Raw genomic sequence first — 21,118 nt, 5'->3', positions numbered from 1 at the left:
CGAAATTCCATATCCTTTTGGCTACCAAATGCACATTTATCGCTCCCATACCTGTGGCGCCTTGCGCGCTTCCGACGCTGGTTCGCAAACCCGCCTTTCGGGCTGGATTCACCGTAAGCGCGACCACGGCGGCCTGCTCTTCATCGACCTGCGCGATCACTACGGTTTGACGCAGCTGGTTTTCGATCCGTCATCGCCTGGCTTTGCCAAGGTCGAGCGTCTGCGCGCCGAAAGCGTTATCCGTGTCGATGGCAAGGTGGTTTCGCGCGATGGTACGACGATCAACGCCAACCTGCCGACGGGCGAAGTCGAAGTCTACGTCAGTGACGTCGAGGTTTTGTCGGAAGCCGCCGAATTGCCGCTGCCGGTTTTCGGCGAGCCGGAATACCCAGAAGAAATCCGCCTGAAGAACCGCTTCCTGGACCTGCGCCGCGATACGCTGCACAAGAACATCGTCCTGCGGTCGAAGGTGATCCATTCCATCCGTCAGCGCATGGTCGATCAGGGCTTCCTGGAATACCAAACACCGATCCTGACGGCGTCCTCGCCGGAAGGCGCGCGTGACTTCCTGGTGCCGTCGCGTCTGCACGCGGGCAAGTTCTACGCCCTGCCGCAAGCGCCACAGCAGTTCAAGCAGTTGCTGATGGTGTCCGGTTTCGACCGTTACTTCCAAATCGCACCCTGTTTCCGCGACGAAGATCTGCGCGCTGACCGCAGCCTGGAATTCTACCAACTCGACGTCGAGATGAGCTTCGTTACGCAGGAAGACGTGTTCGCGGCCATCGAGCCTCTAATGCACGGTCTCTTCACCGAATTCGGCGAAGGCAAGCGTGTGTCGTCCTATCCGTTCGTGCGCATTCCTTACAAGGAATCGATCGCCAAATATGGTTCGGACAAGCCAGACCTGCGCAACCCGATCGAAATGCAGGACGTGTCGGATGAATTCCGTGGCGGCGGCTTTGGCCTGTTCGCCCGTATTCTGGAAACGCCGTCGAACGCGGTCTGGGGTATCCCGGCGCCTAAGGGTGGCTCGCGTGCCTTCTGCGACCGCATGAATTCCTGGGCGCAGGGCGAGGGCCAACCCGGCCTGGGCTATATCTTCTGGAGCGAGGACCAAGGCGGGTGGGGCGGACCGATTGCCAAGAACCTCGGGCAGGAGGGCACCGCCGCCGTCATGGGCAAGCTGGGCCTGGACCAGGGCGACGCGGCCTTCTTCGTGGCGGGCGATCCGAAGGTCTTCTATAAGTTCGCCGGACTGGCGCGCACCAAGGTCGGTACCGATCTGAACCTGGTGGACGAAGACCAATTCAAGTTCTGCTGGATCGTCGATTTCCCGATGTTCGAGTATAACGAAGACGAAAAGAAGGTCGATTTCTCGCACAACCCGTTCTCCATGCCGCAGGGCGAGATGGAGGCGCTGCAGACCAAGGACCCGCTCGATATCTTGGCCTATCAATACGACATCGTCTGCAACGGATACGAACTGTGTTCCGGCGCGATCCGTAACCACAAACAGGACATCATGCTTAAGGCGTTTGAAATCGCCGGCTATGACGAGGCGTTCGTGGAATCGCAATTCGGCGGTATGCTCAATGCGTTCAAGTACGGCGCCCCGCCGCACGGCGGTCTCGCACCGGGTATCGACCGTATTGTCATGCTGTTGGCCGGTCAAACAGCCATTCGTGAGGTCATTGCCTTCCCGCTGAATCAACAAGGACAGGACGTAATGATGGCGGCCCCATCGGATGTTCTGGATAAACAGTTGAAGGAACTGCACATCCGCACGCAAATGCCAATTAAGGTCAACTGACGCCCATCGCGAATGTAGATTCAGAGAAAGCCCCGCCGGTTCCGGAGGGGCTTTCTTTTATTCTATAGCGACCATCTGATTCAGTCAGATCGGGATACGTTCTAAGTGTCGAAGAAATCAGTGAACGACGCACACCGGGATGCGCAGGCCGCGCGGCAGCACAGTCGATCGGTCACCGCACGTCTGGTCCATCTGGCGTTGGGTTAGGCCGGTGGCACTGCCGAGTTCCGCGCCGGAAAAGTTCACACCCGACAGGATCGCACCGGAAAAATTTGCGTGTTCGAGATAGGCGCCGACGAAATTGGCATTGGTCAAATTGGCGCCGGCGAAATTAACGCGGCCGAAGAGGGCGGCTGAGCCATTGATATCCCGCAGGTCGGCGCCGGCAAAGCTGGTGCCGTTGAAAATACCCAGCCCCATATCCGCCTGGCGCAAACGCGCACCGGCGAAATTCTTATTTTTCAAAGTGCGATTGTTGAAATCGGCCTGAAACAGGTTGCACTTCGGGCAGCTGGCGCCGTTTTGCGCCCGATCAACCTGCGCAGCATTCTGCGCCATTGCGGGAGCGGCTAGGAGAGAGGCGGCCAGCAGGGCCAGGACAATACGTTTCATATGAAGACACCTTCGCTGATTGTGCTCGATAGCCAGCAAGGACGAGGCCATCACTGACGCTCGTCCCGGTCGTCGGGCTCGGCCCAAGCCCCGGCGGCATCTGCTTTCTTGGGGCGAGCAAACGGCACCACGACCAGATTGTCGGTCGCGGTGCCGCGGGCGAAGCCCTTTGAAATCAGCTGCGAAGCGGGCATGGCGTTGCTGGGCGCGTCTTCCATATCCGTTACGGCATCCCCGTGGAAGTAGCTTTGGCCCAGGCCATCGGCATTGAATTCTTCGGGATCGGCGTTCGAGAGGTCGTCCCGATCGAGATAGGAGATGGCAAGCTCGCGGAATATATAGTCGAGAATGGACGTCGCCGACTTTACGCGATCATTGCCCGTAACGGGCCCGGCGGGTTCGAACCGGGTGAAGACGAACGCATCGACAAATTCGTCGAGCGGCACGCCATATTGCAGGCCTATGGAGATGGAGATGGCGAAATTGTTCATCAATGAGCGGAAGGCAGCGCCTTCCTTATGCATATCGATGAAGATTTCACCAAGTGTGCCGTCCTCATATTCGCCAGTATGGATGTAGACCTTATGACCGCCGACGCCCGCTTTCTGGATATAGCCTTTACGACGATCGGGCAGGCGAGTACGCGACCGCTCTCGCTCTACAATCTTTTCCACGACGCGCGGGGTCGCTTCCTTCTGTGGCTGCGGTGCCGGATCTGCGCGCCGGGGCGCCTCGTCGACATCGGGAATATCCAGCCTGAAATCCACTGGCGCGTCTTCGCGAACGACCGCCACGGCGCGCAGCCCTTGGCTGGCGGCCAGAGAGTAGATCTTCATAACCTCCAATACGCCCTGATCCCAGGCGACCGGGAAGGGTGACAAGGCCGGAGCGTCCAGAAGGTCTTCGATCTCTACACGCAAAGCCATCTGGGCCTTGCGGCCGAGAGGCGCCAGAAGATGATAGACAGCATCCCCGGCCAGTTTCAGCGCTTCTGGATCCCTGTGACCGAAAATGTGCGCTTCGGCCATAAGCCGCTCTTCGGTAGAAAAGCCCATGACAGTGAGCAGGTCCAGGGCCGGATCGGCAAGTTCGGCTTCGCCAAGGCCCCATATGTCCTGCACAAAGGCTTGATCTATGTGGCGAATTGAAAATACCTCAGCCAGGTTGGCGGCGGTCATGATGGCCGCCTCAAGCCGGTTGATTTCAAATTCACTCAGACCCTTGGATTTCAAGGTGGCGACATTGATGCCCGGTGCATCGACCAGGCTTCTTGTCCCCAGGATGATCGGACGGACATCGCCCCAGGCATGAGATATCGCCTGCAAGCCCTTGATCACACAATGCTTAACCGTTGGAACAAAGGCGCCGTCTTCGGTTTCCATGACCGTAAGAAGGCCGCCCGTCCCCGCGTCCCCGAGCGAGACCCCAAGGCGCAAGGCCAGTTCAGCGTCATCATATAGAGCCGTCACTTGACGATTACGCAGGCCGGTCTTCTTCGCCCGTTTAAGTCCTGATTGGATCAGGTCGAGGGTTCGCCCCTTTATCTCAGCGTGCCCCTTAAGGGCCGTGGCCTGATAGATCAACTGGCTCAGGCGGTCGGTCTGCTCGGCCTTGTCGGCCGGGAAAGTGGCATAGGCGCCTAATGTCACGGCCAAGTCAGCGCTCGCGCTGACCGCTGCCGCCTGAAAGAGCGCGAACAGATGCGTGGCCAATTCTATTCCGGCGCCATCGCCCAGGCTCAGGCCCTTGCTCATCACCGCTTCGCCGACTCCCGCCAGGGTCAGAGCCAGCGGCCGACCGGCGGCCTTGTGTAGGCCGTCTTCCAGATTGGCTGAAAAACCGGTTGCTGATTCAATATCGAGTGCGACGGTCCATAAGGACACCGCATCAATAAAGGCTTCGGTGGCAAACGTGCCTGTGTCAGCGAAGAAGCGCTCGATATTGATAGCTGCCTTGGCCGCCAGATTATGGGCCTCGATTGCTTCGGCATCCTGCGGATCGAACACGACATGGAGCGAGCCCGTTTCCAGTGCCGTTTCGGCCGCCAAAACACCTGACGGATCGCCGGCGCTGAGGAGGTCACGTTCGCCGACCACAGCCCGTACACGCATCACACGGCTTTCCGGAGCGGGTGCCACAGACCAATCAGCCGGTGTGGCGCCTTGACTCAACTGGATTTGGCGAGCGATCAAAGTATCCGGTGCACCGAAGCGACGGGCCTTGGCCGCGGCGCGCGCCAGGGCGGGGTTATGCCTTATGCTGGCGCGATTGTCGCCTTCCGAACGACCGATGGCGCGCGTTATATCGTCCAGCGCCTCGGCCAGGCGCGCCTGGGTCGCCGTTGCCAATGTCCGGGCACGCGCGTCGACGAGTATCTGGTTGATAGCCGCCCGGCCAGCATGATCGTCGAGATATAAAGGAGAGCGGTCGGTGGGCGCCGGTTGTTGATCGCCGGCAGTTGGGTGGATGCGATGTCCGGAAGCACGGGCGAGGGCCGGCGCGGCAATGCCGGACAAAAGGGTGAATTCCACCGCGTCAGCAAATTCGTTGGCCGTCGCCAGATCGGCGAAATACCCAAGGCGCAATCCCCATTGCGCTAGGCGATGCGCATAAGCGCAAACGGCGCCACCAAACGCCTCTGCCTGTGGATCGCACGCATAGGCCGCAGCATCGGCCGGCAAATCACGCGCCAGCGAATCAGCCCAGTCCAGCCAGGCTTCAACCTGTACTGATGTCAGATCACGCGGACATAGAACAGTGTCGAAGCCATCAACACGTTCGATATCACGCGGTTCGAGGTCTTGATCCACGCCGAGTTTGCGTAGGGCGGGCGACAGATAGGCCATCTTGAATCCTCGGGCTGATCCATAATTCTTGCGGACGTGACCCAGATGTAGCGTTAATTTTATCAAGCATCAATAAATCTGGTGTCATCCTAGCCATTCATCCACAATATGTTGACAAGGTGTTAATGTGCTGCCGGCCACAATATTTTCGTGCTCGCCTTTACCTGAGCTGCGCGTCTGACTATAGTCGCCGCAGTAATTTGAGGACCAAGACCTTGCTGGCAAACATTTTCACCTGGTGGACCGGTAGCGGCACAATCGGCACGATCTTCACGATCACAAAGCGCGGGCGCCAGGTCGGCACCGACGAGTTCGGCAATCGTTATTTTGAAGACCGGACGGCCAAGAACGCCTATGACACGGGCCGCAAGCGCCGTTGGGTCCTCTATAAAGGGTATGCTGACGCGTCGAAAATTCCGCCCGACTGGCACGGATGGATGCACTATGTCTACGATACGCCGCCGTCGCAGGAAGCTCTGCCTCGCAAAGCCTGGGAGCAGCCGCACCTGCCGAACATGAGCGGCACGCCGTACGCGAAATTCCCGGCCGGCTCGCTGAACGCAGAAGCTGAACGTCAAAAGACGACCGGTGACTACGAAGCCTGGAAGCCGTAGGAGTTATCGAATGAAACGCATTTCCGTATCCGGCTGGGCTTTACTGGCGGCTGTGGCGGCATGCGTTGTCATTCCGGCGTCCGCGCAGGTGCCGCCTTCCGACCGCAGCGATGCGCCGCACTATGTCGACAGCGCGGATTACGATCCGCAGCCCTATTATGTCGACGGCGTGCAGTACAAACCCTATGTGCCCGAGAAAAAGAAGGCCAAGCCCGCGGCCGACACTGTAAAGGCCGCCGCTTCACCCGCCACGCCGGAGACGGCGGCGAAGCCGGGCGAGTTGCACCCCTTCGTTCCTCAGGGCGCGCCTGGTCAGGTCGCCAGCAGCGATGCCGCCCCTAAGGTCGCAGCGTCGTCATCGTCTTCGTCATCAAGCCAAAACGTCTATGTGCCGCAAAAGCGGCCACGTTACGCCGTGGCCATTATCGAAGCGCTCGACAAGGTAACGGCTGAAAGCGTTCGCTTCGAGGCACCCTTGGGGAAGCCCATCCGTTATAAGGGCCTGATCTATACCGTAAAGGCGTGTGAAACGACCGCCGACGACGAAGCGGTCAGTGACGTTATGGCCTATTTGCGCGTACGAACCAACCCGGTCTCGGCGACAAGCAACGCGCCGGCAGCGAAGTCTAAGGAAGTTTTCCGTGGCTGGACGTTTTCATCGACGCCCAGCCTCAATCCCATTCAGCATCCGGTCTATGATGCCTGGGTTATTGGCTGCCGCAAGCCTTTAGGCGGAACCGCCAGCTAAGGCTTCGAGGTCAAGATAGACATGACATCGCCCCCCGATGCGGTGCGCGGCAGGTCATAAAAATCCGATTTTAAATCGATCGCTTCCGACAGTCGTATGAGATACTCCGCCTTTGGTAGTTCGACCACGCCGAATTGGCGCAAGTGCTCGGTCTGGAACTGGCAATCAAGCAGGGTGTACCCCCCGGCTTTCAACCGCGCCACCAAATGAACCAGGGCGATCTTGGAGGCATCGCGAGCGCGCGACACCATGCTCTCACCGAAGAAGGCGCCCCCTATGGCAACGCCATAGAGACCGCCCACCAATCTATCCTCTTCCCATACCTCAACACTATGGGCCAACCCCCGCGCGAACAGGGCCTGATACAGGGCCTGAATGGAATGGGATATCCAGGTCGAGGTACGGTTGAGGGCTTCCTCTGCGCACAATTCGATCACCTGCGTGAAAGCGGTGTCGATGCGAACATGGTAGAGGTCCTTACGGACCGTGCGAGCCAGGCGTGACGGCACGTGAAACCCGTCAAGCGGCAAGATACCGCGCAGTGGCGGATCGACGAGAAACAAATATTCGTCGTCTCGCGCGTCCGACATGGGAAAGACGCCGGTGCGGTAACAATTGATCAGATCATCGAGGGTAAATTCGGCCAAGGCCTGCTACTCTTAAACTAGTCGAAGGTCACGTCTTCGCATTTTGCCAACCTCACTTCGCACATGCCGGCATCGAAGCCATCCAAAGTCGCATTGTGATGAGCGATGATCTGGTCGAAGGTCAGAATATCGTTATCGGCGGTCGTATGACCGTCTCTGAGCAAGGTGACGTCATAGCCGTGGCCCACGGCGCTGCGAACAGTTGCATCGATGCAAAATTGGGTCATACATCCACCTATGACCAGCCGCTTGATACACAGCTGAGATAGGACTGCGTCCAATGTTGTTTCAAAAAATGCATCGCCGAATTTCTTGTGAATCAGTCGTTCCGATTGTAAGGGCACGAACTCGGGCCGGACTAGCCATCCGTTGCTGCCAGTTTCCAACCGGTGGCCTGCGCCGCCGTCATGCTGAACAACGATGACCTTGGCATCGGCGTTGCGTGCAGAGCTTAATACGCGTGCTAATCGCCCTACTGTAGCTTCCAATGCCGCCTGAATGGCGGGCTGGCGGTCCTGCGTACCCTTTCCGTCCAGTATGGCCTGCTGCATATCGATGATCAGCAATGCGGTTGTCATGGGCACCTTCTGAGATGGGGACAAATGAACGGCGAGCACAATAAAAAAGCCTTGGCCGCTCTGGACCAAGGCTTTTTAGCGGCATGACGATCAGGCCTGAGCCTGAGCAGCTTCCTGCGCCTTGATCCAGTTTTCCAGCCAGTGGATGTTGTAATCTCCCGTCTGGATATCCTTTTCCTGTAGCAAGTCGAGGAAGAGCGGGATGGTGGTATCGATGCCTGTGACTACGGTTTCCCCTAAGGCGCGCTTCAGGCGCGCCAAAGCTTCCGGACGATCACGGCCATGGACGATCAACTTGCCGATCATCGAGTCGTAATAGGGGGGAATGGTGTAACCGTTATAAACGGCCGAATCCATGCGCACACCCAGGCCGCCCGGGGCGTGGAAATCGGTTACGGTACCGGGCGACGGCACGAATGTGCGGGCGTTTTCGGCATTGATCCGTACCTCGATGGCATGCCCTTGGAGGTCGATATCAGCCTGGGTGAAGCTGAGCGGATACCCTTCGGCGATGCGGATCTGTTCGCGAACCAGGTCGATGCCGGTGACATATTCGGTTACCGGGTGTTCGACCTGAAGACGCGTGTTCATTTCGATGAAGAAGAACTCACCGTCTTCGTACAGGAATTCGATCGTACCGACGCCGAGGTAGCCAATCTTCTTGATCGCATCGACAACAATCTTGCCGATTTTTTCGCGCGCCGCCTTATCGATGGCGGGCGAGGGCGCCTCTTCCAGCACCTTCTGGTGGCGACGCTGGAGCGAACAGTCGCGTTCGCCGAGATGAACCACATTGCCATGGCTGTCGGCAATGACCTGAATCTCGATATGGCGCGGCTTCTGAAGGTAACGCTCCATATAGACCGTGCCGTCGCCGAACGCGGCCGCGGCTTCGGTCTGGGCCGACAAAACGGCCTCGGTGAGGGCGTCTCGATCGAGCGCGACCTTCATGCCGCGTCCGCCGCCGCCCGCTGCCGCCTTGATGATCAGGGGGAAGCCGATCTTTTCAGCGGCCAGGACCGCGTCTTCGACCGTAGCGACGCCGCCATCGGAACCGGGCACGACCGGAATACCGGAGTCCCTGGCTGCCTGCTTGGCGGTAATCTTGTCACCCATCATGCGGATATGCTCGGGCTTTGGACCGATAAAGGTCATACCGTGCGCACCGACGATTTCGGCGAAACGGGCATTTTCCGACAGGAAGCCATATCCCGGGTGAATGGCCTGGGCGCCGGTAATTTCGGCGGCGGCAATGATCGACGGAATGTTCAGGTATGACTTGCCGGCTGCTGGCGGCCCGATGCAGACGCTCTCATCAGCCAGATGGACGTGCATGGCGTTGCGGTCAGCTTCGGAGTGGACGGCTACGGTGGCAATGCCCATTTCCTTGGCGGCACGAATGACGCGAAGCGCAATCTCGCCGCGATTGGCGATCAGAATTTTTTCGAATGTCTTGACCATGTGCCTTACTCGAAGACGACGAGCGGTTCGCCAAATTCAACCGGCTGGGAATCGGTGACCAGAATCTGCGCCACCACCCCTTCACGCGGGCTGGGGATTGGGTTCATGGTCTTCATCGCCTCAACGATCAACAGGGTTTGCCCCTGCTTGACGCGGTCACCGACCTTGATGAACGGCGGGGAGCCTGGTTGGGCGGCCAGATATACCGTACCGACCATGGGCGACTTGATGGCGTCGGCGGCAACAGCTGCCGGAGCCGGTGCGGCTTCGACCGGTGCGGCCGCAGCCGGCGCCGCAACGGGGGCAGGGGCGGGCGCTGCATAAGACGCCGGCGCATAGGTGACATTGGCCGCCGCGGTCAGTTGACGCGCCACACGAATTTTCAGATCGCCTTGTTCGACCTCGATCTCGGTCAGCTCTGTTTCCTTGAGGATGTCGGCGAGCTTGCGCACGAGTTTCGGATCGATGGGATCTACGGTGGGTTTAGCTGTCGTCATGATTAAACCTTGCACAAAGTCTTTTAAAACAAAGACTCTACTATTTTACGAGGGCCAAAACGGCGCGAATGGCCAGTTCATAACCAATGGAACCAAATCCTGCAATAACCCCCTTAGCCGCCAGCGACACATATGAGTGATGGCGGAAAGGTTCACGGGCATGCGGATTTGACAGGTGGCATTCGATGATGGGAATGCTAAGCGCCTTCAGGGCGTCATAGAGCGCCACGCTGGTGTGGGTGTAGGCCGCCGGATTGATGATCAGGGCGGCCGCTTCGGTACGCGCCTCCTGAATCCAGTCAACGAGCGTGCCTTCATGATTGCTTTGACGGAAGACGAGGCCATGCCCCGTGTCCTCGAGCAACCCTTTGCAACGTGATTCGATGTCGGCAAGGGTGTCGTACCCATAAATTTCCGGCTCACGCACCCCAAGAAGGTTGAGGTTTGGACCATTGAGGACATATATGGGTTTCATGAAACCTGCTTCGAAATCGAAGCGGCACTTGTAACGTGTCGTGAACAGGGCCACAAGCCCGCACGTGCATCGCAACATGCCCACAAGGCAAAAACGGCGTAAAAATGGTCAAAATACTGTTGAATGGCGAGGAAAGGGAGGTTGTGGCCTCCAATCTGACCGCGCTCATCGAGGAAATCGGACTCGACGGCCGCAAAATTGCGGTAGAAAAGAATCTCGAAATCGTGCCGCGCTCGACCTATCTGGCGACGCAGATAGCCAATGGTGACCGGCTGGAAATCGTTCATTTCGTGGGCGGCGGCTAAGACCAAGTTTCCATCCGGAAAACCGCTCTGTATTTTTTATTTCACGCACTTTTAATTCGAAAAAGTGCGTCACACGTTTCGGAAAGTGCTTTGTGCCATGGACGACCAATCCCCATTGAATGAAACCTGGACCGTCGCCGGCCGTACCTTCAGCTCGCGCCTGATCGTCGGTACCGGAAAATACAAGGACTACGCCCAGAATGCGGCTGCCGCCCGGGCGTCGGGGGCCGAAATCGTGACCGTGGCCGTCCGCCGCGTCAACCTGACCGATCCGAACCAGCCAATGTTGATGGACTACGTCAAACAGGACGAATTCACCTATCTGCCCAATACGGCGGGATGTTTTACCGGCGAGGACGCCGTGCGTACGCTGCGCCTGGCGCGCGAGGCCGGCGGCTGGAACCTGGTCAAGCTGGAAGTCCTGTCCGACCCCAAGACGCTTTATCCCGACATGGAAGAGACGTTGCGGTCGCTGAAGCTACTGGTTAAGGATGGCTTTGACGTCATGGTCTATTGCAGCGACGATCCCGTCTATGCCCGCAAGCTCGAAGAGGCCGGCGCGGCCGCCATCATGCCCTTGGCCGCACCCATCGGCTCCGGCCTCGGTATCCAAAACCCCGTAACGCTACGCATCATCATCGAAAATGCCAAGGTGCCGGTTTTGGTCGATGCGGGCGTCGGCACGGCATCGGAAGCGGCAGAAGCTATGGAACTGGGCTGTGACGCCGTATTGATGAATACGGCCATCGCCGAGGCCAAGGACCCCATCCGCATGGCGCGCGCCATGAAACACGCCGTCATTGCCGGACGCGAAGCCTATCTGGCCGGACGGATGCCGCGCAAACTCTACGCGAATCCGTCGTCACCATTGGCCGGTTTGATCTAAAACACCGGTTAGCGCAGAGCCTTACGTCGGCCGCAGTCGTCCTGGCTATTTCCTGCTTGGCTATTTCTTGGCGGCACGGGCGTCAGCAACCGCCTTTTTTAGGTCGTCAATTTTGGCGCCGTCAATGGCCTGATCACCGATAACGAAGGTGGGCGTACCGGTTACACCGATATCGCTGCCCAGGGACAAAACGCGCGTGATATGGTTCTGAATCTCGTCTGACGCGGCCAGGGCGAGAATTTCCTTGGGATCGACACCGGATTTGACCAGCGCGGCGTCAAGGTCGGCTTCCGTCTTAATGGTTTCGGTCATGAACGCGTAATGGACAGCTTCGTAGTGACCGAGCTTGGCGGCGGCGAGCGCGCGCGCCGCCAGCGGCCGCGAGTTTTGACCGATGACTGGATATTCCTTGACGATGATCGCTACGTCGGGATTTTGAGCGAGGAAGACTTTCAATTCTGGCGTAGCGGCACGGCAATAGCCGCAATAGTAGTCAAGAAATTCTACAATCTTGATCGGCGCATTGGGATTGCCCAAAATCGGGTCCGTTTTGTCCGCGAATAAAGAGTCGTGACGGCTTTTGATGCTGACCGCCATGGCCTTGGCATCGGCGGCTTGCTTCTGCGCGGCATAGGCCTGGCTCGCGGTCATGAGCATGGCGGGGCGGTTGAGCATGCCTTTTTCAACGATATAGCTCTGCACCTTAGGCACGACATAGGGGGCGCCAGCTAGCACCACGGCGAAAACGGCCAGTCCCGTCGTCAGATTGGCTTGCGAAAAGATATCTTTCCAGATGGGGCGCTTAGAGGATGTGGGCGTATCGTTTTGGGGTGTGTCGGTCACTTACAAGCCTTGAGAAAGTTAGCGGCGGCGGCGCTTGGTTTCCGCTTCGACGGGAGAAATCCCCATTTCCGAAGAGGTCGCCATAACGATATCGCGGGCGCGGCGGTATTCAGGGGAGGTCGCATCGAAGTATTTTTGCGACCATACAGCCGAGGTGCGTGCCGCCATGTAGTCGCCATTGTAGAATTGCGCTTCGGCGGTGGATAGCCGGGCCAAGCCGGGCTGGCCCAGACCGTCATAGGCCTGCGCCAATTGCTCCCACGCGAAGCTGTCGTCATCCTCGTACTTGATCGATTCCTGCAAATGCGCAACAGCGGCATTGAGGCTCTCCTTGTCACCAATGGCGATCAGGGTTTGACCGAGATTAAGTTGCAGCAACGGCGCGGTGGGCATGAGAGACACAGATTTTTCGTGCGCAGGCTTGGCCAGCGGCGCCCGGCCGGTCTCAAAATAGATTTGCCCCTTCAACTCCCAAAGATAGGGGTTGTCGGGTTGCTCCTTAATGAGACCATCGAGCATGGTCAGCGCCGGGTCCCACTGCCCGCGCTTATAGGTGGCGATCACGCGGGCATATCGAGCCGGAAACGACGTATCGCTTTCGGGATATAGCTGAAACGTCTTGATCGGGTCATCCAGAAAGCCGGCCAGCTTTGCCTTGACGATATTGAACTGGGCAATGGTTTGCGGGCTATCGGGCGTATTGTAGTGCGGCTGCGACTGGGCCAGCCGCGTCGTCGCCTGAATACGTTCGCGCGACAGTGGGTGCGTGATAAAGAATTGATAGCGTTCAGCGTTGCTGAAGGTTTCCACATTGCGGAATTTGTAGAAGAAGTCGACCAGCCCCTTCGCGGACATGCCTGCCTTTTCCATGGCCTTTACGCCGGCGACATCGGCGGCTGACTCTTCGGTCTGCATGTAACGTAGCGCCCCAAGCGTGCCAAAGGTGCCGGAACTGACCATCAGGTTCGCGCCGGCATCGGGGGCTCCGGCCAAGGCGGCAATGATGCCAAGCCCCAGCGAGATCGCCATCGGCGCGCGCGCCGCGCGTTCGATCTCGTCAGTGCGCATCATGTGACCACCGCTCAGGTGGCCAGTTTCGTGCGCTATGACACCGAACAATTCGTTGGGATTGTCTGCTTCGGTGATCGTCCCAGTATTGATGCCGATGCGCAAACCCGTTGTTGCAAAAGCGTTCAAATCATCACTTGCAATTAGCAAGTAATGAACACGGTCAGGATCAAGGCCGGCCGCCGCCAGCACAGGGCGGGTTTCGGTTTTCAGGAAGGTTTCGATTTCCGTGTCGCGGATGACGCTTTGCGATTGCGCGTTAGCGGGTGCCGCCGCCAGTGATAGACCTGCGGACAGAGTCAGGCAGAGGACAGCGCCTAAGGCGCGCCTCGAAACGAGGTGCCGTATACGTGTAAGGATGACCGGGAAAGCCTGCATTCTAGATCTCCACCTGTCGCAATTCCTAGGCGGCAAGCGTGACAAATCTAAGGCGGGCACTGATACTGTCAATGCCCGCCTCATTCATTTTCGTGCTTAGCGGCGCCACCAACCCCGCTTGGGTTTTTCCGGTGGTGCGCTGATCTCATTGGGATCAGGCTGGGCAGGTTCAGGCGCTGCGGCCGGCAGCGGTTCCGGCTCGGGCGGCGCGATGGTGATGACATCTTCCACCAATGCCTCTGCCACTGGCGTTACCGTCTTGCGGCCACGTGCGGCTTTAGGCTTTGCCACGACTGGCGCAGGGACGTCCGCAATCACTACCGGAGCCATGTCCGCCGATGTTGCTTCGGTAACCTCATCGACAACCTTCTTGCGCGAACGTGTTTTACGCACCGGCTTGGCCATTTCGGCCACGCCTGCGGTGACTTCCACCGGCGCCTGGACGGCAATTGCGGCCCCGCTTTGCGGCGTCAGTTCGGGAGCCACACCGGCATCGACGTCGGTTGATGTCGGCATGGGCGCAGTTACGACCGCTTCTGATGCATTTACTGCCACAGGATCGGCGACATCGATGCCCCCCTTGCCACGACGGCGGGGCGGACGTTGACGCTTGGGCGCCGGTTGACCACGCAGTGCCTCGGGCACGATAGACGACGGCGAGGTACTTTCGGCCCCGAGCGCGGAGGTCACGGCCTGAGCGACGGAAATGTCAGCCGCTGCCGCGGCGACCAGAGGCTGGGGGGCCACGTCGGAACGCGGATGATCCCGCCTTTGCTGCTCTTCGAACGGATCGATCCAAACGTAGGGGGCTTCGAGCGAGGGCGTACGCGCCCGTACCCAGCTGTATGTCTCACGCGGACGGCTATCGAAACCGGCGCGACGACCGCCCCTGCGACCCCGGCGGCGACGGCCGCGACGGCCATCTTCGCCGACCTCGCCATCCATATCTTCTTCGCCGTCTTCATCGCTTTCGCCGACAGGCGCCGCGGCACGATCTTCGGCTTCAGGCCGTTCCCGGCCGCCCCGACGCCGGCGCCGACGCTTGCCGCGACGGTCGTCGCGGCCTTCGACACGCGTTTCGAGACGTTCTGAGGCTTCGTCATCGTCCGTGTCTTCACGTTCGATCGCGACCTCCTCGTCGTCTTCTTCCTCTTCTTCGGCCACGTCATCGCTGATATCGAAGGCAATCGGTTCAGGACGCACGGGCGGAACGAAGTCAACCTCATCCGCGTGGATCGTGCGCACGATCTGTACTTCGGTATGGCCGAGATCCGTATCGATTTCGATATTGACCTTAAGGCCCCACTCAGCGCGCAGCTTGGCCAGATGCTCCTGCTTTTCGTTGAGAATATACAGGGCGATATCCATCGGCACCTTGACGGTGATGGCGCCGGCGCCGTTTTGCATGGCTTCCATATCGATGACGCGCATGGCCGACAGGGCCGCGGAATCGACAGAGCGGATGCGGCCCTGGCCTTCGCAGTGCGGGCAGACGACCGTAGTGCCTTCCAGGAAACCGGTGCGGCGGCGTTGGCGGCTGATTTCCATCAGGCCGAAGCTGGAAATCTTGCCCATCTGGATACGGGCGCGATCCTCTGACAAGGCGTCTTTCAGCTTCTTTTCGACGGAGCGGTTATTTTTCGCTTCGTCCATGTCGATGAAGTCGATGACGACCAGACCGGCCAAATCGCGCAGACGCATCTGGCGGGCCGATTCCTCGGCCGCTTCCATATTGGTTTTGAGCGCGGTCGCTTCGATGTTTCGCTCTTTGGTCGATTTGCCGGAGTTGACATCTATGGCGACCAACGCCTCGGTCTGGTTGATAACCAGATACCCGCCGGATTTCAGCGGCACGACCGGAGAATAGATTTTCGATATCAGCTCTTCGACGCCATAACGGGCGAAGAGGGGGATATTGGCCTTGTAAAGCTGTATTTTCTTGGCCTGCGACGGCATGATCATGCGCATGAAGTCGCGGGCAGACTTGTAGCCTTCCTCGCCTTCGACCAGCACGCCGGCAAAATCCTTGTCGAACAAGTCGCGGATGGCCCGTTTGACCAGATCCTCTTCCTCGTAGATCAGAGCAGGGGCGTTAGACCGCAGCGTGGTTTCGCGGATGGTTTCCCATACGCGCAGCAGATAATCATAGTCGCGCTTGATCTCAAGCTTCGTCCGCTTGGCGCCAGCCGTACGCACGATCAGGCCCATGCCGTGCGGCACATCAAGCGTGGTTACGAGTGTCTTGAGGCGCTTGCGGTCAGCCGCATTGGTAATCTTGCGCGAAATGCCACCCCCACGTGCCGTGTTCGGCATGAGCACGCAATACCGGCCGGCCAGCGACATATAGGTGGTCAGCGCCGCGCCTTTGTTGCCGCGCTCTTCCTTGACGACCTGGACCAACAGAATCTGGCGGCGCTTAATGACTTCCTGGATCTTGTAGCGGCGGATCAGGTGCTGACGCAGGCGACGCTCTTCGTCGGGCAGATCATCATCATGGCCATGATCGTCATCTTCGGCATCGTCGCCGTCTTCGTCGGAATGGTGGCCATTGCCATTCGTATTGGCCTGAGCCTGGGCGGCCAGCTCCGCCATCAGCTTTTCACGGTCAGCGACCGGAATTTGATAATAGTCCGGATGAATTTCGTTAAACGCGAGAAAGCCATGACGATTGCCGCCGTATTCAACGAATGCGGCCTGCAGGCTTGGCTCTACGCGTGTAACCTTAGCCAGATAGATATTGCCGCGAAGCTGCTTACGCGCATGGCTTTCGAAATCAAATTCTTCGACGCGGGCTTTACCGTTTTCCTGGCCGTTGAGCACGACGACACGGGTCTCTTCCGTGTGCGTCGAGTCGATTAACATTGTCTTTGACATTAAGGGTATCTCCGGAGCGCTCAAACGCAGGCGTCAGCCGGGGCAAAAGCCGGGCTGTTCCAAAGGCGTGGCGCTGATAGGGGGTAAGGGGGCGCGCGGCGGCAAAGACGATGGTGACATCTGTCTTCGCTGAAAACCGGTTGAGGCTCAAGGCGCAGCCCATATGGTATTGTTCCAAACTCGATTTTGCGCGTAAAGCCGCGCAAACTTTATAAAGGCGTAATGCGGGTCCCGGGCGAAAGGCACCACCAGGCTGGACGGGATCGCCGGATCAGCATGACAGCGAAATAGGCGCGCGAGGCCTTCATCACAAGGGTTCGTCATATCAGTCGGCGAAAAGTCTGCGCTTTGGCCGGACTCATTGAAGAGCGATACCCAGTTGTCACATGTTCGCAAAACGCGAAAAACGTCAACGTTTTTCTTTCTAAGCCATTACCGGGCCATTACGAAACCGTGAATACACCAAGCAAATGTGGCGAAAAGCGCCAGATTTTAACTTCGTGGAAACCAAATTGCGTAAAGGAAAAGTAACCGTACCCTTTAATCGTATTTCTACCCGGCCGTGGCATGTTAAGGGGACAAACATGCCAATACGGCAAAAAAGCCTGCAGAATGTGGTGCGTGGAGTACTTGATGAGCCGACGCCTTAGTGTCCTTTCCAACCTGATCCGAGCCATGGGTATCGCAGGCGTGATGTCGCTTTCCGCGCTGACGGTGCAGCCGGCCAGTGCTGCGCCGGATGCTGGCGGAGGCGACGTGGTGAAAGTGCGCCTGGGGGGCGATGCGGTGCAAACTCGTATCGTCATCGAACTGGAAAAATCGGTCGTCGCCAAGCTGGTGACAGGCGATACGGACCTGTCAAAGCAGGTCATTGCCTTGCCTGATATTGATCTCGATGAAACCATGAGCGGTCCGGGGCAGGGGCTCATTCGGGACTGGCGTATGGACTCGGTCGCCGGCAGCGTGCGCCTGAAACTGAATTTCAAATCGGGCGCAAAAATCTATCGCCGCTTCCTGTTGCCCCCCGCCGACGGCGTTAGTGTTTATCGCTACGTCATCGACGTGGTGCCCGAAGATACCGATACGTCGCTCGTCAAGCCCGCCGTTGTGCCGGTCATCGCGACCGCGGCACAGCCTCGCACGCAGCAGGCTACGGTCAAAACACGTGCCAAAAAGGTGATCGTTATCGATGCCGGCCACGGCGGCAAGGATCCCGGCGCGCTGGGTGGAAGCACCTACGAAAAAGATGTCAATCTGGCCGCCGCACGCGCCTTGCGTGAAAAACTCGAAAAAACAGGCCGCTACACGGTTATAATGACACGTGACACCGACAGCTTTGTCGACCTGCCGGCGCGCGTCCGTATTGCGCGGTCTGCCAATGCCGACCTGTTCATTTCGCTGCATTCTGATGCCGGCGGCAATGGTTCGACCTCCGGCGCGTCCATCTACACTCTTTCGGACTCCGGTACCGAACGCGCCGCCAGAAAGGCCCTTGTCAAGGGCGACTGGTCACTGGCCGACAGTTCGTCGTCGGACGCCATGGTCAACCGTATTCTGATCGACCTGACACAGCGCGCCACCAAGAACCGCTCCGCGACCTTCGCCCAGTTGGTCATGGACAATATCAGCGACAGTACGCCCTTGCTGAAAACCAATCTGCGTCAGGCGGGTCTGTTCGTCCTGCTGGCGCCCGACGTGCCCGCCGTTTTGCTTGAAATGGGCTTTGTCAACAATGCCCGCGACGAAGCCATGCTGACTGATTCGCGTCACCGTGCCGTTATGATGGGCCAGGTCGCCAACGCCATCGATCAGTATTTCGCCAATAGCGTACAATATGCTTCGTTTGCGGGTCTGAACTAGAAGTCCCCAATAACCTGAATGAATTTAAGGCCCTGATCGTTCGGTCAGGGCTTTTTTTCATACCAACGCCTTCGCCACGCGTGATATTCGTCACTTAGCTCAGGGATGGACGAAATTTCGCCGAATAGCTTTGCCTATTGGCCCGTCTTTGCTAAGTGTTAGGAAAGTGCGGATCGGGGCATTCGCGGCCGGTGGGTTGGAGGTTTTTTGCTAAGGTCTTCTGAACGTTGGTTTGCCATGGCAGGCGTGGCTGTGATGACCGCTGTGGCCATAGCGGGCTTCGCGGTGGCTATCTATGCTGCCTGGCTTTTCCACGACATGCCCGACGGTTCCGAACTGGCGGACTTTCACCCGGTAACCTCCGCCCGCGTCTTCGCCTGGGACGGCACGCTGATCGGCGAGTACGGTCAGGAGCGCCGCATATATGTGCCGTATAGCCGCATTCCCGACCGCGTCGCCAAGGCCTTCCTGGCCGCTGAAGACCGCAACTTCTTCAGCCATAACGGCGTAGATGTGTCGGGCGTTTCGCGCGCCATGGCCAAGAACGTCTTCAACCTGTTGCGGGGTAAGCGGTTTGAAGGGGGATCCACGATCACCCAACAAGTTGCGAAAAACCTTCTGTTGAACAATGAGCGTACGGTCGGCCGGAAGCTCAAGGAAGTCATTATGGCGCGGCGGCTGGAAAGCTCGCTGCCGAAAGAACAGATTCTCGAACTCTATCTCAACGATATTTATCTCGGCTATCGGTCGTACGGCGTCGGCGCTGCTGCCTTCAACTATTTCGGTAAATCGCTGGATGAACTCACCCTGAGCGAAACCGCTTTCCTGGCCGCCCTGCCGAAGGGCCCCGAAAACTATCGCCCGTCTACGCACAAGGCCGAAGCCATTGGCCGCCGTAACTGGGTCATCGGCGAAATGGTCAAGGCCGGTTGGGTGACGCGCGAGGAAGGCCTGGCGGCCATGAAGGACGATCTCGTCATTCAGGACAAGCCGCGCCGCGCCAAATATCAGGATGCCGACTATTTCGTCAGCGAAGTCGAGCTGCGCGCCCGCAAGCTGTTCCCCAACGATGCCATCTACACAGAAGGCTATTACGTAAAGACCACGCTTGATCCGCGTCTGCAAACCATGGCGCGCGAGGCGTTGATGGACGGCCTGGAAACCTATGACCGCCGTCACGGCTGGCGTGGGGCCTGGGGACACGTCAACAGCAACGATCCCAATTGGCAAGACCAGGCGTTACAGCATGACGGTCCGGCTGAGCGGCCTGACTGGAAGCCGGCCATGGTCACCTCGGCATCGAGCGGCGGGGTGAAGTTCGAACTGGCCGAAGGCGGCGACGGTTCCCTCATCGGTGCGGATGTATCTTGGGCATTTGCGACCCGTGGCATAAAGACGGGTGATCTGGTTTTCGTCGAAAAGCGGGACAATGGCTGGCACCTACGCCAGGTACCGAAGGTCAATGGCGCTCTGGTCGCCATTGATCCGTTCTCAGGACGCATTATTGCCCTCGTGGGCGGCTATTCCTATTCGCTGTCCAAATTCAATCGCGCCACCCAGGCGCTGCGTCAGCCCGGTTCGTCGATCAAACCGTTCGTATATGCCGTAGCGCTGTCCAAAGACTTCACACCCGCGTCCATTATCGACGACGGGCCGATCACCATGATGGGCGGCGACGGCAAGGCATGGTCGCCTGAAAACTACGAACATGACTATCTTGGCATGCAGCCTATTCGTCGCGGTCTGGAGTTGTCGCGCAACCTGATGACGGTACGACTGGCCCAGAAGGCCGGTATCAAGAACATAACCCAGGGCATCGTCAATTACGGTGTGCTCGACAAGATGCCGTCCGAAATGTCGATGGTTCTGGGCGCCGGCGAAGTGAACCCGTACCGCCTGACCAACGCCTATTCCATATTCGTGAACGGTGGCCGCAAGGTGAAACCTCACCTGATAGACGAGGTACAGGATCGCAACGGCAAGGTGATCTACAAAGCCGACGAACGCGTCTGTCCCGCCGCCTGTACAGCCGATTTCGACGGATTGGAAAGCCCGCGCCTGCCGCTTCAGGGCGATCAGGTGCTCGACCCGATCACGGCCTACGAAGTCAATTCCATGCTGCAGGGCGTCGTCCAGCGCGGTACCGGTGCGGCGGCGCGGTCGCTCGGCATTCCCATGGGCGGCAAGACCGGCACCACCAATGATTACCGAAGCGCCTGGTTTGTCGGTTTCACCGCCGACTTGGTGGTCGGGGTTTTTGTTGGCTTCGATGACAACAGTTCGCTCGGCAATCATGAGACTGGCGCAGTCGCTGCCTTGCCAATCTGGATGGACTTCATGAAGTCAGCCAATGCCGGCAAGCCGAACCGTGAATTCCAAAAACCGCGTGACGCCGTCTATATGTCTGTGCGTGGTATCGAGGAAGCTTTCAAGCCGGGCACGGAACCAAAATATGAAGCCGCGCCCGCGTCGGAGGATGGGCCCAAGCCTTATCTCGACACGTGGACGGACGAGGGCGCTCCCGGGGAGCCAGTAAAGGTGGTTCCCGCTGAAGAGCCACCGCCGCCGCCAAAGAAGCGTCCGGCCGATGAGGCGGGTACATTATATTGACACTTG

General features: G+C 58.6%; 17 protein-coding genes. 7 read left to right on the top strand and 10 right to left on the bottom strand.

Annotated features, from left to right (window positions below; genetic code table 11):
* Nucleotides 1–28 precede the first annotated feature (28 nt).
* Nucleotides 29–1,810: an aspartate--tRNA ligase gene (gene aspS, locus RCJ00_RS01425; RefSeq protein ID WP_316219810.1), complete on the top strand. Its 1,782-nt coding sequence runs from the start codon at nt 29–31 to the stop codon at nt 1,808–1,810.
* A 117-nt stretch (nt 1,811–1,927) separates the two neighbouring features.
* Here the strand turns inward: aspS and RCJ00_RS01420 are convergent, their stop codons facing one another.
* Together RCJ00_RS01420 and RCJ00_RS01415 are read right to left on the bottom strand one after the other, a co-directional pair.
* The gene (locus tag RCJ00_RS01420) at nt 1,928–2,422 is read right to left on the bottom strand and encodes a pentapeptide repeat-containing protein (protein ID WP_316219809.1); all 495 of its coding nucleotides are present in this window, start codon (nt 2,420–2,422) and stop codon (nt 1,928–1,930) included.
* Nucleotides 2,423–2,472: 50 nt separating this feature from the next.
* Complete coding sequence (locus RCJ00_RS01415) at nt 2,473–5,268, bottom strand: TSCPD domain-containing protein (RefSeq protein WP_316219808.1); 2,796 nt, start codon at nt 5,266–5,268, stop codon at nt 2,473–2,475.
* A gap of 215 nt (nt 5,269–5,483) precedes the next feature.
* Here RCJ00_RS01415 and RCJ00_RS01410 point away from each other — a divergent pair, with 215 nt between their 5' ends.
* A complete protein-coding gene (locus RCJ00_RS01410) occupies nt 5,484–5,882 on the top strand; it encodes an NADH:ubiquinone oxidoreductase subunit NDUFA12 (protein WP_316219807.1) in 399 nt (132 codons plus the stop codon).
* A 10-nt stretch (nt 5,883–5,892) separates the two neighbouring features.
* Nucleotides 5,893–6,630, top strand: coding sequence for a DUF2155 domain-containing protein (locus RCJ00_RS01405; protein ID WP_316219806.1), 738 nt, complete (start codon nt 5,893–5,895; stop codon nt 6,628–6,630).
* Here RCJ00_RS01405 and aat read toward each other — a convergent pair.
* The 5 genes from aat to aroQ all read right to left on the bottom strand — a co-directional run bounded on the left by aat (nt 6,627) and on the right by aroQ (nt 10,288).
* Nucleotides 6,627–7,277, bottom strand: a complete 651-nt coding sequence (aat, locus tag RCJ00_RS01400) for a leucyl/phenylalanyl-tRNA--protein transferase (RefSeq protein WP_316219805.1) — start codon at nt 7,275–7,277, stop codon at nt 6,627–6,629. The genes RCJ00_RS01405 and aat overlap by 4 nt on opposite strands.
* A 17-nt stretch (nt 7,278–7,294) precedes the next feature.
* A complete protein-coding gene (locus RCJ00_RS01395) occupies nt 7,295–7,855 on the bottom strand; it encodes a cysteine hydrolase family protein (RefSeq protein WP_316219804.1) in 561 nt (186 codons plus the stop codon).
* A gap of 90 nt (nt 7,856–7,945) precedes the next feature.
* On the bottom strand, nt 7,946–9,316 hold the full coding sequence (accC, locus tag RCJ00_RS01390; protein ID WP_316219803.1) for an acetyl-CoA carboxylase biotin carboxylase subunit: 1,371 nt from the start codon (nt 9,314–9,316) through the stop codon (nt 7,946–7,948).
* A 5-nt stretch (nt 9,317–9,321) separates the two neighbouring features.
* Complete coding sequence (accB, locus tag RCJ00_RS01385) at nt 9,322–9,813, bottom strand: acetyl-CoA carboxylase biotin carboxyl carrier protein (RefSeq protein ID WP_316219802.1); 492 nt, start codon at nt 9,811–9,813, stop codon at nt 9,322–9,324.
* Between the two features lie 40 nt (nt 9,814–9,853).
* Nucleotides 9,854–10,288: a type II 3-dehydroquinate dehydratase gene (aroQ, locus tag RCJ00_RS01380; RefSeq protein WP_316219801.1), complete on the bottom strand. Its 435-nt coding sequence runs from the start codon at nt 10,286–10,288 to the stop codon at nt 9,854–9,856.
* Between the two features lie 104 nt (nt 10,289–10,392).
* Here aroQ and thiS point away from each other — a divergent pair, with 104 nt between their 5' ends.
* On the top strand, nt 10,393–10,593 hold the full coding sequence (gene thiS, locus RCJ00_RS01375) for a sulfur carrier protein ThiS (protein ID WP_316219800.1): 201 nt from the start codon (nt 10,393–10,395) through the stop codon (nt 10,591–10,593).
* A 97-nt stretch (nt 10,594–10,690) separates the two neighbouring features.
* Nucleotides 10,691–11,479 (top strand): thiazole synthase, encoded by a 789-nt coding sequence (locus tag RCJ00_RS01370; RefSeq protein ID WP_316219799.1) that lies wholly within the window; start codon nt 10,691–10,693, stop codon nt 11,477–11,479.
* 60 nt (nt 11,480–11,539) lie between these two features.
* Here RCJ00_RS01370 and RCJ00_RS01365 read toward each other — a convergent pair whose 3' ends face one another.
* From RCJ00_RS01365 to RCJ00_RS01355, 3 genes are all read right to left on the bottom strand, one after another.
* The gene (locus RCJ00_RS01365) at nt 11,540–12,322 is read right to left on the bottom strand and encodes a DsbA family protein (RefSeq protein WP_316219798.1); all 783 of its coding nucleotides are present in this window, start codon (nt 12,320–12,322) and stop codon (nt 11,540–11,542) included.
* 18 nt (nt 12,323–12,340) lie between these two features.
* Nucleotides 12,341–13,768, bottom strand: a complete 1,428-nt coding sequence (locus RCJ00_RS01360; RefSeq protein ID WP_316219797.1) for a M48 family metalloprotease — start codon at nt 13,766–13,768, stop codon at nt 12,341–12,343.
* 96 nt (nt 13,769–13,864) lie between these two features.
* Nucleotides 13,865–16,642, bottom strand: coding sequence for an Rne/Rng family ribonuclease (locus RCJ00_RS01355; RefSeq protein ID WP_316219796.1), 2,778 nt, complete (start codon nt 16,640–16,642; stop codon nt 13,865–13,867).
* A gap of 633 nt (nt 16,643–17,275) precedes the next feature.
* On the opposite strand from RCJ00_RS01355, the gene RCJ00_RS01350 reads away from it, so the two are divergent.
* Both RCJ00_RS01350 and RCJ00_RS01345 read left to right on the top strand, forming a co-directional pair.
* On the top strand, nt 17,276–18,502 hold the full coding sequence (locus RCJ00_RS01350; RefSeq protein WP_316219795.1) for an N-acetylmuramoyl-L-alanine amidase family protein: 1,227 nt from the start codon (nt 17,276–17,278) through the stop codon (nt 18,500–18,502).
* Nucleotides 18,503–18,757: 255 nt separating this feature from the next.
* Complete coding sequence (locus tag RCJ00_RS01345) at nt 18,758–21,112, top strand: penicillin-binding protein 1A (RefSeq protein WP_316219794.1); 2,355 nt, start codon at nt 18,758–18,760, stop codon at nt 21,110–21,112.
* Nucleotides 21,113–21,118 lie beyond the last annotated feature (6 nt).

This window comes from Asticcacaulis aquihabitans, assembly GCF_032490435.1.
Classification (GTDB): domain Bacteria; phylum Pseudomonadota; class Alphaproteobacteria; order Caulobacterales; family Caulobacteraceae; genus Asticcacaulis.
Note: the sequence above shows the minus strand (reverse complement) of the source record. Positions and strands in the feature narration are given on the sequence as shown.